Source organism: Halobacteriovorax sp. RT-2-6 (assembly GCF_047085025.1).
In the GTDB taxonomy this organism is placed as follows: domain Bacteria; phylum Bdellovibrionota; class Bacteriovoracia; order Bacteriovoracales; family Bacteriovoracaceae; genus Halobacteriovorax_A.
Genome location: NZ_JBKIYH010000001.1, coordinates 1161695 through 1174617, shown reverse-complemented (window position 1 = coordinate 1174617; position 12923 = coordinate 1161695). Strand labels below are relative to the sequence as shown.

The 12923-nt window shown below is 36.1% G+C and carries 16 protein-coding genes; 10 read left to right on the top strand and 6 right to left on the bottom strand.

What is annotated here, in order from left to right; all coding sequences use genetic code 11:
• Positions 1 to 14: 14 nt before the first annotated feature.
• From nth to ACMAYS_RS05505, 3 genes are read left to right on the top strand one after another with little or no spacing between them, the layout of a single operon-like run.
• Positions 15 to 665 carry an endonuclease III gene (gene nth, locus ACMAYS_RS05515; RefSeq protein WP_103216519.1) on the top strand — a complete coding sequence of 217 codons (651 nt, stop codon included), beginning with the start codon at positions 15 to 17 and terminating at the stop codon, positions 663 to 665.
• On the top strand, positions 662 to 1339 hold the full coding sequence (locus ACMAYS_RS05510; RefSeq protein WP_103216520.1) for an alpha/beta hydrolase: 678 nt from the start codon (positions 662 to 664) through the stop codon (positions 1337 to 1339). The genes nth and ACMAYS_RS05510 overlap by 4 nt, the downstream gene beginning before the upstream one ends.
• Before the next feature lie 28 nt (positions 1340 to 1367).
• Positions 1368 to 2147: a DUF2797 domain-containing protein gene (locus ACMAYS_RS05505; protein ID WP_103216941.1), complete on the top strand. Its 780-nt coding sequence runs from the start codon at positions 1368 to 1370 to the stop codon at positions 2145 to 2147.
• Here the strand turns inward: ACMAYS_RS05505 and ACMAYS_RS05500 are convergent.
• Positions 2124 to 2492: a hypothetical protein gene (locus tag ACMAYS_RS05500; RefSeq protein WP_392991071.1), complete on the bottom strand. Its 369-nt coding sequence runs from the start codon at positions 2490 to 2492 to the stop codon at positions 2124 to 2126. The genes ACMAYS_RS05505 and ACMAYS_RS05500 overlap by 24 nt on opposite strands.
• Before the next feature lie 63 nt (positions 2493 to 2555).
• Between ACMAYS_RS05500 and ACMAYS_RS05495 the strand changes: the two genes are divergently transcribed.
• On the top strand, positions 2556 to 3407 hold the full coding sequence (locus ACMAYS_RS05495) for an alpha/beta fold hydrolase (protein WP_412462907.1): 852 nt from the start codon (positions 2556 to 2558) through the stop codon (positions 3405 to 3407).
• Here ACMAYS_RS05495 and ACMAYS_RS05490 read toward each other — a convergent pair.
• Positions 3404 to 4069 (bottom strand): type 1 glutamine amidotransferase, encoded by a 666-nt coding sequence (locus ACMAYS_RS05490; RefSeq protein WP_103216523.1) that lies wholly within the window; start codon positions 4067 to 4069, stop codon positions 3404 to 3406. The genes ACMAYS_RS05495 and ACMAYS_RS05490 overlap by 4 nt on opposite strands.
• Before the next feature lie 425 nt (positions 4070 to 4494).
• On the opposite strand from ACMAYS_RS05490, the gene ACMAYS_RS05485 reads away from it, so the two are divergent.
• Positions 4495 to 4971 carry a hypothetical protein gene (locus tag ACMAYS_RS05485; protein ID WP_103216524.1) on the top strand — a complete coding sequence of 159 codons (477 nt, stop codon included), beginning with the start codon at positions 4495 to 4497 and terminating at the stop codon, positions 4969 to 4971.
• Positions 4972 to 4978: 7 nt separating this feature from the next.
• Here ACMAYS_RS05485 and ACMAYS_RS05480 read toward each other — a convergent pair whose 3' ends face one another.
• Together ACMAYS_RS05480 and ACMAYS_RS05475 are read right to left on the bottom strand one after the other, a co-directional pair.
• Positions 4979 to 5167, bottom strand: coding sequence for a hypothetical protein (locus ACMAYS_RS05480; RefSeq protein ID WP_103216525.1), 189 nt, complete (start codon positions 5165 to 5167; stop codon positions 4979 to 4981).
• 182 nt (positions 5168 to 5349) lie between these two features.
• On the bottom strand, positions 5350 to 6606 hold the full coding sequence (locus tag ACMAYS_RS05475; protein ID WP_412462906.1) for a M48 family metallopeptidase: 1257 nt from the start codon (positions 6604 to 6606) through the stop codon (positions 5350 to 5352).
• A gap of 71 nt (positions 6607 to 6677) precedes the next feature.
• Here ACMAYS_RS05475 and ACMAYS_RS05470 point away from each other — a divergent pair, with 71 nt between their 5' ends.
• The 3 genes from ACMAYS_RS05470 to ACMAYS_RS05460 are packed head-to-tail and all read left to right on the top strand — an operon-like array spanning position 6678 to position 9060.
• A complete protein-coding gene (locus tag ACMAYS_RS05470) occupies positions 6678 to 7397 on the top strand; it encodes an MBL fold metallo-hydrolase (protein ID WP_392991075.1) in 720 nt (239 codons plus the stop codon).
• Between the two features lie 25 nt (positions 7398 to 7422).
• A complete protein-coding gene (gene bcp, locus ACMAYS_RS05465) occupies positions 7423 to 7896 on the top strand; it encodes a thioredoxin-dependent thiol peroxidase (protein WP_103216528.1) in 474 nt (157 codons plus the stop codon).
• A 33-nt stretch (positions 7897 to 7929) separates the two neighbouring features.
• Positions 7930 to 9060 carry an endonuclease/exonuclease/phosphatase family protein gene (locus tag ACMAYS_RS05460; protein WP_103216529.1) on the top strand — a complete coding sequence of 377 codons (1131 nt, stop codon included), beginning with the start codon at positions 7930 to 7932 and terminating at the stop codon, positions 9058 to 9060.
• A 31-nt stretch (positions 9061 to 9091) separates the two neighbouring features.
• Here the strand turns inward: ACMAYS_RS05460 and ACMAYS_RS05455 are convergent, their stop codons facing one another.
• Positions 9092 to 10102: a phosphatase PAP2 family protein gene (locus ACMAYS_RS05455; RefSeq protein ID WP_103216530.1), complete on the bottom strand. Its 1011-nt coding sequence runs from the start codon at positions 10100 to 10102 to the stop codon at positions 9092 to 9094.
• A 163-nt stretch (positions 10103 to 10265) separates the two neighbouring features.
• Between ACMAYS_RS05455 and ACMAYS_RS05450 the strand changes: the two genes are divergently transcribed.
• The gene (locus ACMAYS_RS05450; RefSeq protein ID WP_392991078.1) at positions 10266 to 11363 is read left to right on the top strand and encodes a hypothetical protein; all 1098 of its coding nucleotides are present in this window, start codon (positions 10266 to 10268) and stop codon (positions 11361 to 11363) included.
• The gene (locus tag ACMAYS_RS05445) at positions 11351 to 11944 is read left to right on the top strand and encodes a hypothetical protein (protein WP_412462905.1); all 594 of its coding nucleotides are present in this window, start codon (positions 11351 to 11353) and stop codon (positions 11942 to 11944) included. The genes ACMAYS_RS05450 and ACMAYS_RS05445 overlap by 13 nt, the downstream gene beginning before the upstream one ends.
• Here ACMAYS_RS05445 and ACMAYS_RS05440 read toward each other — a convergent pair.
• The gene (locus ACMAYS_RS05440; protein WP_103216533.1) at positions 11934 to 12887 is read right to left on the bottom strand and encodes a thrombospondin type 3 repeat-containing protein; all 954 of its coding nucleotides are present in this window, start codon (positions 12885 to 12887) and stop codon (positions 11934 to 11936) included. The two genes, ACMAYS_RS05445 and ACMAYS_RS05440, sit on opposite strands and share 11 nt — an antisense overlap.
• Positions 12888 to 12923: the final 36 nt, after the last annotated feature.

Sequence of the window (12923 nt, the reverse complement as noted above, 5' to 3'; positions counted from 1 at the left end):
TAATAGGAAAGAAGATGTTAAAACAAGAAAGAGCAGACTATATTGTCGAGGCACTTGAGGAGCTTTATCCAGAGACTCCAACGCCTCTAGATCATACGAATGAGTTCACCTTACTGATAGCTGTCTTATTATCAGCACAATGTACAGATGAACGAGTTAATCAGGTGACGCCGGCACTTTTTGCAAAGGCCGATAACGCACGCGACATGATGAAGTTAACACAAGAAGAAATTAAAGAAATCATTAAACCTTGTGGACTTTCTCCAAGAAAGTCTAAGGCCATTTATGATCTCTCAAGAATTCTTGTTAATGAACATGATGGAGAAGTTCCAGCAAGTTTTGAAGATCTTGAAAAGCTTCCTGGTGTCGGTCATAAAACGGCCTCTGTCGTTATGGCCCAGGCCTTTGATGTACCAGCTTTTCCTGTGGACACTCATATTCACAGGCTTGCTCAGCGTTGGGGCCTAACAAAGGGAAAGAATGTCGAACAAACAGAAGAGGATTGTAAGAAACTCTTTCCAAGAGATCTTTGGAATAAACTTCACTTGCAAATTATCTTCTATGGCCGCGAATATTGTAAGGCGAGATCATGTTTTGGACTCGAATGTCCAATCTGTCGCTATGTATATCCAAATCGTAAATCAAAAGTAGAGACAAAGAAATGAGAGTAACAAGAATTAATGATTTTGATATTTTACTACAAGAAGGAAGTACAAATAAGTCAATCGTAGTACTTCATGGATATGGAGCAAGTTTTCAAGATTTAGCTCCTCTATATCAGTATCTAGATCCAAAGGATGAATTCAATTGGTATTTTGTCGATGGACCGATGAAAGTTGATATTGGAATGGGAATGAAGGGAAGTGCCTGGTTTCCAATCGATATGATGGGACTTCAACAAGCTTCGATGGAAGGACGAATCGAAGATTTCTTCTCTCAGAGTGTTCCTGATGGAATCGAAGATATGCGTGATCGCTTAGTTCATTTGATCAAAGAGATTAAAAAGAATAGCACAGAAGTATTCCTAGGGGGATTCTCACAAGGCTCAATGCTAAGTCTTGCCGTTGCATATAAAGAACCTCATTTAATTGAGCGTCTCTTCTTACTTTCATCTACTTTATTTGATGAAGCGCATATTGCAGAAAATACAAAGCATATTAAGCATATTCCAATTTTTCAATCGCATGGAAGTGTTGATCCTATTCTTCCATATTTTCTGAGTGAGAAGCTTAAGAGTTATCTTGAGAAGGTTAATGAATATGAATTCCACCCATTCCAAGGTGGCCATGAAATACCAATGCCAGTTATTCAAAAGTTAAAAGATTTTTTAGGAAAGTAGAAATATGTTAAGTGGAAATATTCGCAAAATGAAAACGTCTCTTGAGGACGGACTAGCTCACTATCATTTACCTTTAGGTGATGAGCTTCTTTATATGAATGATCTTCTTGAAAAGAAGATCAAGCTAAGTTTTGATGGTCAGATAAACTCTGTCTATTCTGGTGAGTTAATTAAGAAATCATATTCCCAAGGCTACTCTTATAAAGAAATGATTACACTTGCACAATGTGACACGTGTATCGTAAAGCCTGAGCTATGCCATTTTCATAAAGGAACATGTCGCGAGCCAGAGTGGGGAGAGAAGAATTGTATGATTCCTCACTATGTTTATCTTGCTGTATCATCTCATGTGAAAGTAGGGATCACACGTCACACGCAAATTCCTACTCGTTGGATTGATCAAGGAGCATCGTATGCTCTACCTATTTTAGAGGTACCTGATAGAAAAACTTCTGGAGAGATCGAGGTTGAGATTGCAAAGGCATTTTCGGATAAGACTAATTGGCGCAAAATGCTTATGAATGAAGTTGCAGATGAAGATTTAGAAATGCTTCGCGATCAGATCTATGATGACTTTGCAGACTTAATTGATAGTTTTGGTCTTGATGATATTGAAGAAGAGGTGACTCATATTGAATATCCAGTAATTGAATTTCCAAAGAAGGTTAAGTCTCTTGGTTTCGATAAGAATCCTGTTATTGAGGGGACTTTAATGGGAATAAAAGGTCAGTATCTTATTTTAGATACAGGTTGTGTGAATATGCGAAAGCATGGTGGTTACTTTTTAAATGTCGAGGTCGACGTCTAGGCCACATTCTTTAGCGTGGAGCTGAACCATATTCCTCACTTCTTTTGTTGAAACTAAATGGTCAAGAAGCGAAAACTTCTGCGTTAGAGGAATCGCACAACCATTGTCGCATTTAGCATCAGAAGTGATGATGTTCACATGTTCCACTGGCTTCGTATTTTGAAAGCTTGCCATCCATTTGAAATGCTCAAGAATCTTATTTGAAATATTCTGAGCTATTTCACTACGTCTTTCTAAGTTGTATAGAAAGCGGCCAGTATCTTTTTGGCGGCCATTAACTAATATATGAATGACGCCTTTTTCTTTTAGATGTACACTGTTACTTAAACACTTTGGACAAAACATTACTTTTCCTTAAATTTAAGTATAATTATAAAAGCTAAATAAAAATTAATCAAAGGGTAAAATATGGAGCCAATTAAAAGAGCGATTCCTATGCGTGACGGTGTCAAATTGTATACCGAAGTCGTTGAGCACGGTGCTAAGTACTGGCTAATAGCGACTCATGGAATAGGTGAGCATTTAGGTCGACATAAATACCTACAAGAAATTTTTGGCTTTGATGTAAACGTTTTTCAATATGATCTTCGTGGTCATGGCCGAAGTGGTGGAGAAAAAGCATATATCGATCCATTTGAGCAGTATATGTTAGACCTTGAAGATTGCCTTAAGCATTTAAGAGAGAATTATAAAATGGAAGATTATATTCTCTATGGGCATTCGATGGGTGCTCTAATCACTTGTGGCTTCACTCAGAATAACTTAAAAGATGGCCCAAAACCTAGAGCTATAATTGTAAACGCTCCTCCTGTTGGAGTAGGTGGTCCCTTCGCAAAGTTTGTTAATAAAGTGAAAGGCAAGTACTTTAGCAAGCTGGCCTCGATTAAAATGTCGATACCACTTGGTGGCCTTGTTGACTTAAATACATTATCTCACCGTAATCAAGTTGTTGAAGAATTTAAGAACGATCCGTTTAATCTTCAAAAGCTTCACACTAAACTTCTACTTGAAATGGTTTCCTGTAGTAAGAAGGTATTTTCAAAGCCTATTAATGATGAAGTGGAGAAATATATTTCTTATGGAACTGCTGATGAGCTAGTTAGTGTTCCTGAACTTGAAAGGTACTTAAAGGAAGTAGACACAAGTTTTACGATTACAAAGATAGAAGGCGCACGACACGAACAATATCAAGAAATTGAAAAGTATCGTACACCTTATTTTAACTATCTTAGGGAAATAGTTAAAAAACTAATTTTCTAACGAGTTTGAATATAGTCGATAAAATTTTTGATTACTTTACGTCCACCTTCGTAACCTGACTTTAGCTCTTCATCTGAAAGAGTCATCTCAATATGACTATCGACAAAATCTTGCGATGCCTCAGGGTGGCCTTGGAAGCTAAAGAATGGAAGAGTCTCATGAGCGATCCCATCAAGGAAGCAATCATTTGAAGTTGCTAGGTGAACAAAACCTTTTGGAAGCTCTTTCACTTCGTAGTGATGGGTAATAAAGAGACTAAATTCTTCACCCTTATTAAAACCAAATTTATCCATGAGAATTTTTGTTTTTCTGGTCCCTTCAAAAAGCTGATTATCAGGTTTAACCATATCAACTGTTGAGCCAAAGATGTCGGCAATGAGTTGATGGCCAAAGCAAATTCCCATAACAGGGATATCTTGTTCTAATTTTTCTTTCATACGTTTAGCAAGATCGACTTGCCAATCAAGTCTTTGGTATACGTTTGAGTCTGAGCCGAAAATGATATAGCCACTGGCCTCTTCAATTTTATCTAGTGAGTCACATCCAAATTGAGATACCCAATGATATGTCGTCGGTATATTAAAATTTTGAATCATTTGATTCATACAATTGTAAGACGGATTGTTGATAGCACAGTCAATGATAGCAATAGGCTTCTTCATTATTTCACCTTCTAAGCTCGAATAAAAATGCGTTAATTAATGAGGGCATAATCTAACAAAATTGTTAAAAAGCTAAAAGAAGTTTGTCGAAAAAAGAAATTACTTCTTATGAAAATTGACACTTTAATAAGTTCCGTTACACCTCAAACTTTTGGCACTTTTCAAATTAAAGTTTGAAAAATCAGTATTTTTAAAGGCCAAATATTTAAATACAATGAAAAACATTTGAAATTTATAACTTACCAAGACTTGGTAGAGCCTAAATGTGAATTCAATACCTTTCAATTTTGTCTCGAATCTAAAAAAAAAATACTTTGTTGATATGAGTTAAAGGGCTAATTTTATATAGAATCTAACTAAAAACAGGTTAAAGTTAAGCTAAGAGTTAACCGATAAATAAATTAAGATTAATTCGGGGGGATATCTTGTCAACTGCCAAGAAATTAGATCAAGACAATATTGAGAAGCCAGCAACTTCTGCAGAAGTGTCAAAGGTTTCAGCTTCTTCTAAAGATGAAAATCCATCTAATGTTCTAGAGTTTTCGATTACGAATCAGATCAAAAGTGTTGATTTATCAAAGTTAGGTGAAAGTTCTGAAGAGAGCACTGGTAGTTTAAATAATCTTGATCTAAGTGCTAAGCCAGTAGGCGATATCACTCATACACAAATCTTAAATTTAGCAAAAAGTTCAACTGAAGTGGATGTGCTTGAGGCACAGGTGAAGTTAATCGCCCTTTTTGTATCTGAGGCCAGACTACTTGAGGGCGAGCTGAATAAGTATATTCATGCAATTCACAAACAAAGCCCACAGTCTAAGAAGTATCTTCTTCAAATGAGGAAAGTTGTTAAAGACTTTTCTAATATTGAAAAGATTCTTGAGAAGGCCAGGTCCGTAAAATAAGCTGGAATTAGCGACTTGCTATTTGAAGTAGCTTATCTTCTTTTGTCTTCTTTGAGTCACCCTCTTTTTTAGAATCTTTTTCATCTTTTTCAGGCCCTTGGTCTTCAACTGGAATACTCTTTAAGATCTCAGTTGCAGATACATTCATGTTAATACCAAGACATGCGATTACGGCCATTGCTAGTAAAAGTTTCATAATTTCCTCACGTATAGAATTATGCTTAGAATAGGAAGGATTTAGGCCTTAGACAAAGAGAATCGGTCCGGTGTAGTAATTTTTTTAAACATGTAAGATTGAGATGGGATTCTTACAATGGAGAGGACATTTTTAAGAGTGAGGGTAAGTTTAAGCGGTGCCAAACTTACCCTGAATATTTATTATTTTTTGATAAATGTTTCTAGAAACTTCACCCTTGTCAGTGCTGGTGGGTGAGAGTGGTAAAATGAGCTGTAAACTGGATCTGGAGTCAATGTACTAGCGTTATCCTTATACATCTTCACTAGAGCGTTAATAAGCTCCTGAGGATTTGAATGAATTGATGCAAATTCATCAGCTTCAAATTCATACTTTCTCGATGCCCAAGATGAGATTGGAGTAATAAAGAAAGTATAGATACCACTAACAAGTAAAAATAGAGTTAGGGCCATGTAAGTTTGAGTTGTATGTACTCCATGCATTTCGAAGAACCATGATGTTTGCATCAGCTGACCTAGGATAAAAAGACCAATGAAGCTGAAGACAAAAGCTTTAATCATCATTTTAAGGATATGCTTACGCTTGAAGTGACCTAGCTCGTGAGCAAGTACGGCCTCTACTTCTGAAGCGCTTAATGTATTAATCAGAGTATCAAAGAAGACGATACGCTTATTCTTTCCAAAGCCTGTAAAATAAGCGTTTCCATGTCCACTCCTACGTGAAGCATCCATCACAAAAAGCCCCTTACTTTCAAAATCGACACGCTTTAGAAGATCAAGAATTCGCTCTTTTACCTCTCCTTCTTCAAGTTCTGTAAATTTATTGAAAATTGGTGCGATAAAAGTTGGGTAAATCCACATAAGTAATAGTTGGAACACACTTAGAAATGCCCATGCATATGCCCACCAATACTGTCCTAAAGATTCCATGATCCAAAGAATTCCATAGATTAGTGGAGTTCCGATAATTAGTCCTAGCAGTGAGCCTTTAATCATATCCATTACGAAAGTTTTAAAAGTTGTTTTGTTAAATCCATACTTTTCTTCGATAACGAAAGTTGAGTAAAGGGCCTCTGGTAGGCCAAGTATTGAATTAATGAAACTGAATGCCAAAATGAAAACCGTTCCAGTTAATAGCGGTGATAATCCAAGTGTCAGAATTGATTTATTAAGTGCGTCAAGTCCACCACCTAGAGTCCAAACAACAAGAGTAATATAGCCCAGGAAGTTGAACAGTTGTCCCTTATTAAGCTTCTCCATAGTGTAGCGAGCAGCTTTCTGATGCTCTTCTAGTGAGATCTTGTCAGCGAATTCTTCCGGTACAGCATTAAAGTGTTTACCGATATGTTTAATATTTCTCTTATCTAGGTAAGCCTCAATTAATCCTTTGATACAAAGGACTGAAATAAATACTTTTGATGCGATCGTAAGATTGACCATATGCTTCCTTTTTTTTAACTTCTATATTTGTTATGACCTCTATATCATGACAAAAAAAAAGGTATTTGCCTATGAATGTTCACCAAATTTATACCGATTCACCTCTACGCAATTACAACTACATTGTCGAAATGGGCAATGCAGAAGTTGCTGTAGTTGATCCTATCTATCCCGAATTAATCAACGAATGGTTGGCCAATAATGATCGTCAACTTGCAGTGATTTTACTCTCGCATGGACACTATGATCACGTGGCAGGTGTTGAGGCATTAGTAAAAGAGCATGGCGCTCAGATTTGGGGCCATAAAGATAGTTTTGAAACAATTGACCGCATACTCGTTGATGGAGAAAGAATTTCAACCGCATTAGGGGAAATGGAAGTCATCGAGACTCCAGGACACACGATGGACCACTTATGCTTTCTATTTTTTGAATCAGCTAAGCAGGTTGAGATCATTACAATGGATACGATTTTTAATGCAGGCATTGGAAATTGTAAAAATGGCGGCAATCTTGAAGTCTTCGTTAAGACTATTTTAGCACTTAATGAAAGAGTCGAGGATCAGGTTATTTTATGGCCTGGCCATGATTACATTATTAACAATCTAAACTTTACCTTGGCCAATGACCCAGAGAATGAGGCAGCTAAAGAGTTACTTGAGCGAGTGCAATCTGAAGGTAGTATTGGATTTCAAACCAATTTTGAAACAGAAAGGAGAGTTAACCTCTTCTTGATGACGAGTGATAAAGAAAGAATTAAAGACTTAAGAAAGAAAAGAGATAATTGGTAAATTAAAAACAATTAAAGGAGTTGATATGAGTTTTCCAAAAGTTGGAAATATGGCGCCAGCATTTACAATGCTTAACCAAGATGAGCAAAAAGTAAGCCTTAAAGATTTTAAAGGTGAGAAGAACGTTGTTCTTTATTTCTATCCAAAGGCGATGACACCAGGATGTACAACACAAGCTTGCGGTATTCGTGATTATAAGAAAGAGTTCGCAAAGGCCGATACAGTTGTTTTGGGTGTGTCTCCAGACGAGCCAGCACGTCTTGTGAAATTTATTGAAAAACAAAAACTGAATTTTGACCTTCTATCAGATCCAGAGCACAAGTCGATGGATAAGTATGGTGTTTGGGGACTTAAGAAATTCATGGGTAAAGAATACATGGGTGTTATCAGAACGACTTTTATTATTGGCAAAGACGGTCGTCTGAAATATGTAATGGATAAAGTGAAAACTAAGTCACACCATGAAGACGTACTTAACTGGATTAAAGAGAATCTATAGACTCTGTCTTTGAATTTTTAGAAGAGGAAGTATATGAAGGCCCTAATTTTATTTTTATTATTTTCAACGACTTATGCAGCAACAATTGAAGTGATGTCTTATAACGTTGAAAACTTATTCGATACGCAAAAAGATGAAGGAAAGAACGACTGGTCATACCTTCCAAAGAATACTAAAGGAAAAGTTGAAGCTTGTAAGAAGGTTTCATCTAAGTACCGTCGTGAAGAATGTTATTCTGCAGATTGGACTCAAGAGAAACTTGATCTTAAGCTATCTCAAATTAAAGACGTTGTTCTTAAAGAAAGAAAAAAACTTCCAGATTTATTAGTAGTTTCAGAAATTGAAAATGAAAACGTAATCGGACAACTTGCGAAAGTTTTAGGTTATAAGAAATTCTATACATCTAATTCACCGGACTACCGTGGAGTTGACCTTGCTGTTCTTTTTAATGAAACAAAAGATTTCAAGTATGTTTCAAAAAGAGAGCATGTTCTAAAGAGTGATTACTTAAAGAAGAGACCTTCTCGTAATATCTTTGAAGTACAATTTAAGTTAGGAAATAATGACTTATATGTTTTTGCTAACCACTGGCCAAGTTTAGGAAACCCTGATGAGGCAAGAGTAACAGCGGCAACAACTTTAAAATCTAGAATTGATGAAATCATGAAGAAAAATGCTAAGGCATCAGTTCTTGCTGTCGGTGACTTCAATACGATTCCAGAGCTAAAGGAAGCTGGCAATAAGCACCCAATGCGTGACGTTCTTTTAAAGGATGGAACGATAGTGGATGTTGAAAAGGTATTTCGCTCAGAAAAATCAAATGCAAAGAAAGTGCAAGAAATGCCACCGGGGACTTACTACTATGCTAAAAATTCTCAGTGGAATCACTTAGACCGCGTCTTTGTACCAAAGGTTATGCTAGGTGATAAGCATCCTATTAGAGTTGATTTAAAATCTTACAAGATTTATGCACCAGATTTTATTCGCCAACCTCAACCTCAAAGTGTTTATGAAGAAGACATTGAAGAGATGAGAGATCGCGGATTTAAAGTAGAGACAAAGAAAGTGCAAACAGCACCGAATCGTTATGATCACTTAGCAACTAAGAAAGCTAAGGCTGGATATTCTGATCACTTTCCACTTGTTTTCGAATTAAATTACTAAAAAAAGAAAGGCCCTTTAAAAGGGCCTTTTTTTATTTATCAAATACGCTGTTAAAATATAGTCTTGTACATTCTCTAACTGGATCAACACCAGCTGGGTTCTCTTGATAGAAATCCTTACACTTTTTCATGAAGTCTTGAGCATAAGTATCTTTCTTTTTTCTTCCGCGAAATTCAAAGTGAAAACCAACGTAATCAGGAGCAACAACTGGGTGAATCGACATATCCCACTTTTCGTTTCTTTCTGGGTTGTACTCACTTGCATAAATTAGTTTACCTGTTATGTGACCTACAAGAGCACCAATAGCAACATCACTTGCCCAGTGTGCACGGTCGTGAACACGTGACCAACCACCAATAGCTGCTGCTGTATACGCAAGAACAGGGATGAATTTTGATTCATCTTTGTAGTGTTCTGCAATTACTGTCGCAAATGTAAAAGCTGTCGTAGTATGTCCCGAAGGAAATGAAACGTTATCGTTATCCCAATTAAATCCAGTAAAATCATTCTTATCTTCTGTTTTGTTTGGTCTAACACGGCTAAAAGTCATCTTAGCAGCTCTTGTGATTAGTCCCGATAATACAGTTGCCTTAAGTGCAACTTTTGAGATTCTTTTGATCTCATCATTTTGAATAACAACACCCAGAGCGTAACCTGCGGCAGAAAGTTGGATAGGGTAACTTCCAGCTTTTTCACCCCAAAAAGCAATTTCTTCTGAAACTTCTGTACGATTGTCTTGAGCAAATTGCATTAACTCTTCATCGTTATTAAATAGTAAAATTGCCGTACCAGCAGTTGCTCCAATCAGTGCAAGCTCGCCATTTGTAAGGCCAACAGGAAGCGTTTGATAAGAAGGAGCGAAAGTATATTCACCGTAACGGTTAATAATTCCATCTTCGGCGTAGCGAGGTTGAAATACACTATCTTCTCCCATTCCTGGGCAGTGACCATCTCTTAAGAAATCTTCTACTAAGCATTCGGCTTGAGCATTAATTACGAATACTAGGCATGCCAATATTCTTAAAAACTTACGTCCTCTCATAAATTCTCCCTAAACAAAATTATATTTGTGCCATTATATCTTGATAGGTAAATCACTAGTGTGTTTTTGTTGTATTTACATAGGGGCTACAAATTTTAGACAGTTAGATGGCGGTAATATATTTCCTCAATTTTTACAGATAAAATTAAGTTAAAATAGTTGAATGAGGGGAATTTTAATTCTAATTTTAACTATTTACGGCCTATGTGCATATTCATCAAATGACTTTAAATACCAAGATCGTTCGAATGATTTTAAAGGGTTAGCTAAGTCCCTTATTGCTGAATATGAGTATCAGGACTTCAGTGGCTTTTATCAAAACTACTCAGAGCACTTCTTGGCCAATCAAGTTTTTACTAAAGGAAGTGAAAGGTTCTTAATTAAGCTTGGACTAGAGGCAGATTCTAATCATTTAAATAAATTTATAGAACTTGAAAGAGGAGAGGTTGTAAACTTCAATGTTAATAGCACTCCAGTATCTATCTATTTTGAAAATATCTCAAAAGTTGAAAAATATAAGATCGTAAAAAGTGTAAAGGGCTTTGTTGCAAAACAGATTAAGAAAGGTAGCTTTAAGAAGTACACTCTCTTAGATCTAATTATTCCAAAGGCCCACGCATTAGAGTGTGAAAATCAGCTTGAAGAGATTGTTAATATCAATGATCTCCAAGCTCCAATTGATAAGTTCAATAAAGACTATCTGATGTCACAAGCAAGTGGCTGTGTACAGAAGGCGCTTAGTGCTGCATGGGCAAGGACTGGCGGGCTTGTTCAAGATGTTGGAAGTGGGGTTTGGAATTTTATAAAATCTCCAGTTAAGTCAGCAAAGAAATTTTGGAATAGTGCAGTCGATACTTATGAGACAACAAAAGAATTCATTACGCAAATAGATGAGAAATTAGCCGCTCTTGGGGATGCCCTTGGTGCTATGTCAGTTGAGTCGCAAGTTCAATTAGTTTGTGCACTTGTGGGGAATTTAGGATCTAACGTTCTTCTTAATGTTATTATGAAAGGTCCACTAGGTCTTGCTAATGCTATGACTTCGTTAGCGGACTTATCAAAAAGGGTGACATCATCAGCAAAATTTCTCCAACTTCTTGATCAGTTAAAGAATGTTGGAAAGTTAGGAAAGGATAAAGTCGGGGAATTGATTAATAAAGTTCTTACGACAAATAATAAAGAGGGTCTTGATAAGGTAAATTCTCTTTCATCAGCTAATTACGTAAACCTTACAGTGGAGTATGCAGCATGCGCGCTTTAATTATATCAATACTCATCACTTCTAGTTTCAATATTGCTGCTTCAGGAAAGAAGTGCAAGGACCTAGATGAAAAGGTTACAAGAGCGATCGAGTCTCAAAAGATAATGAGTCAAAGAGGAATTAAAGGCGAGATTAGACAGGAGATGACAAGTCTTCTTGATCGAGGTGTTGAGATCGATCCAATGTTTTTTCAACAGATGATTTATCGTAAAGGGTTCAAAACAAGTGGCTTTAAAGACAAAGGCCTTCTTGTGGGGCACGCAAAGAAGCACGGTGATGAATTTAACTTTGTAAGTGATAAGCAATACTTAAAAAATGCAGAGAAGTTTGCTCGCTCTAGTGATGATAACATCATCTCATTTAGAAGTAAGAATGATATTTATCGCTACAATCCAGTTTCAAACGAGTTTCAAGTTATCGAGCGCTCTGGAAAGGTCATCGGTACCTATTATAGGCCAGATCTAAGAAAGCTAAATGCTGCACGAAAACGAGAGTATTTACCCCCATTTAAAAGTGTAACTGAATGGTTCATTAAGAATAAATGGGAGCGTTTTGTTTTAAATAGTGATTTTAAAAAATAGAGAATAAATCATTAAAAATTTTGAAAGCATAACTTTTTGTGAATGCTTCAAAGTTAGTAAATCTCTTTTCAAAACTTTTTTCTTTTGAATTTTCTTGATACAGGTAAGCTGTTGCAGCTTCTGCAAACATTTCTTCAGGTGATACTGTTGAGTATGCAGAAGGGAAGTTATCATACACTAATAAATCATTAGTATTTGTTAATCTTAGTTTGGCTTCAGAAAGATTAATTTCTGGATAATGTTGGTCGTTATTATGCTGATATGTAAAGTATCTTTCATTTAAAGACCAACCAACAGAGCTGATGAAATCTTGATATAGCTTTGGATTTTCTTTTTGAACAAAGTGAAAGAACTCATGTGTAAGTGTTAGATTGATTTCTTCATCATTCTTTAATTGATCTTTATAGATAACAACTTGTTTCCACTCTTCATCATACTTACCTTTTGTAAGCCAGTTCGTTGGATGTGTTGTTTCAAAAATGACGAATTTTAAATTTTGCGTTGTCTCAGTAAAGCCAATGTCGAGTAACTCTTTAACAAGACGGATTTGTTTCAAACTAATTTCTGCAGCTGGGATGATTAGGACATTATAATCATCATAAATCTCAAGTTGTAATGAACTTGCCTCAGATCTCTCTTCGTCAGTAATATTGTCGCTAAACTCAAAATCAACAAAGTCGATAATGCCATTGTTATTGATATCACTTCCTACTTTTGATTTATCCTCTGGAAATTCATCAATGATATTGTCGTAACCATCACCATCAATGTCATTATCCATAGCATCTGGGATTCCATCGAAGTCTTGATCGAGAAAGATGAAGTAGTTATCATTTCTAATCACATCTTTTTCTATGAAAGTTTGATTAATTGTATAGCGAAGCTTTTCATTTATAGAAATGAGATTGAAAGTTATTGAAAATGCACTTTTTGCAAAAAGCATCGAAATAGCGAAAATCCCTAAGGGCCAGAGTTGGCC

What these genes read in the sequence shown, in the direction of transcription:
- nth (WP_103216519.1), top strand. Translation starts at nt 15, where the DNA reads ATGTTAAAACAAGAAAGAGCAGACTATATTGTCGAGGCACTTGAGGAG.
- ACMAYS_RS05510 (WP_103216520.1), top strand. Translation starts at nt 662, where the DNA reads ATGAGAGTAACAAGAATTAATGATTTTGATATTTTACTACAAGAAGGA.
- ACMAYS_RS05505 (WP_103216941.1), top strand. Translation starts at nt 1,368, where the DNA reads ATGAAAACGTCTCTTGAGGACGGACTAGCTCACTATCATTTACCTTTA.
- ACMAYS_RS05500 (WP_392991071.1), bottom strand. Translation starts at nt 2,492, where the DNA reads ATGTTTTGTCCAAAGTGTTTAAGTAACAGTGTACATCTAAAAGAAAAA.
- ACMAYS_RS05495 (WP_412462907.1), top strand. Translation starts at nt 2,556, where the DNA reads ATGGAGCCAATTAAAAGAGCGATTCCTATGCGTGACGGTGTCAAATTG.
- ACMAYS_RS05490 (WP_103216523.1), bottom strand. Translation starts at nt 4,069, where the DNA reads ATGAAGAAGCCTATTGCTATCATTGACTGTGCTATCAACAATCCGTCT.
- ACMAYS_RS05480 (WP_103216525.1), bottom strand. Translation starts at nt 5,167, where the DNA reads ATGAAACTTTTACTAGCAATGGCCGTAATCGCATGTCTTGGTATTAAC.
- ACMAYS_RS05475 (WP_412462906.1), bottom strand. Translation starts at nt 6,606, where the DNA reads ATGGTCAATCTTACGATCGCATCAAAAGTATTTATTTCAGTCCTTTGT.
- ACMAYS_RS05470 (WP_392991075.1), top strand. Translation starts at nt 6,678, where the DNA reads ATGAATGTTCACCAAATTTATACCGATTCACCTCTACGCAATTACAAC.
- bcp (WP_103216528.1), top strand. Translation starts at nt 7,423, where the DNA reads ATGAGTTTTCCAAAAGTTGGAAATATGGCGCCAGCATTTACAATGCTT.
- ACMAYS_RS05460 (WP_103216529.1), top strand. Translation starts at nt 7,930, where the DNA reads ATGAAGGCCCTAATTTTATTTTTATTATTTTCAACGACTTATGCAGCA.
- ACMAYS_RS05455 (WP_103216530.1), bottom strand. Translation starts at nt 10,102, where the DNA reads ATGAGAGGACGTAAGTTTTTAAGAATATTGGCATGCCTAGTATTCGTA.
- ACMAYS_RS05450 (WP_392991078.1), top strand. Translation starts at nt 10,266, where the DNA reads ATGAGGGGAATTTTAATTCTAATTTTAACTATTTACGGCCTATGTGCA.
- ACMAYS_RS05445 (WP_412462905.1), top strand. Translation starts at nt 11,351, where the DNA reads ATGCGCGCTTTAATTATATCAATACTCATCACTTCTAGTTTCAATATT.
- ACMAYS_RS05440 (WP_103216533.1), bottom strand. Translation starts at nt 12,887, where the DNA reads ATGCTTTTTGCAAAAAGTGCATTTTCAATAACTTTCAATCTCATTTCT.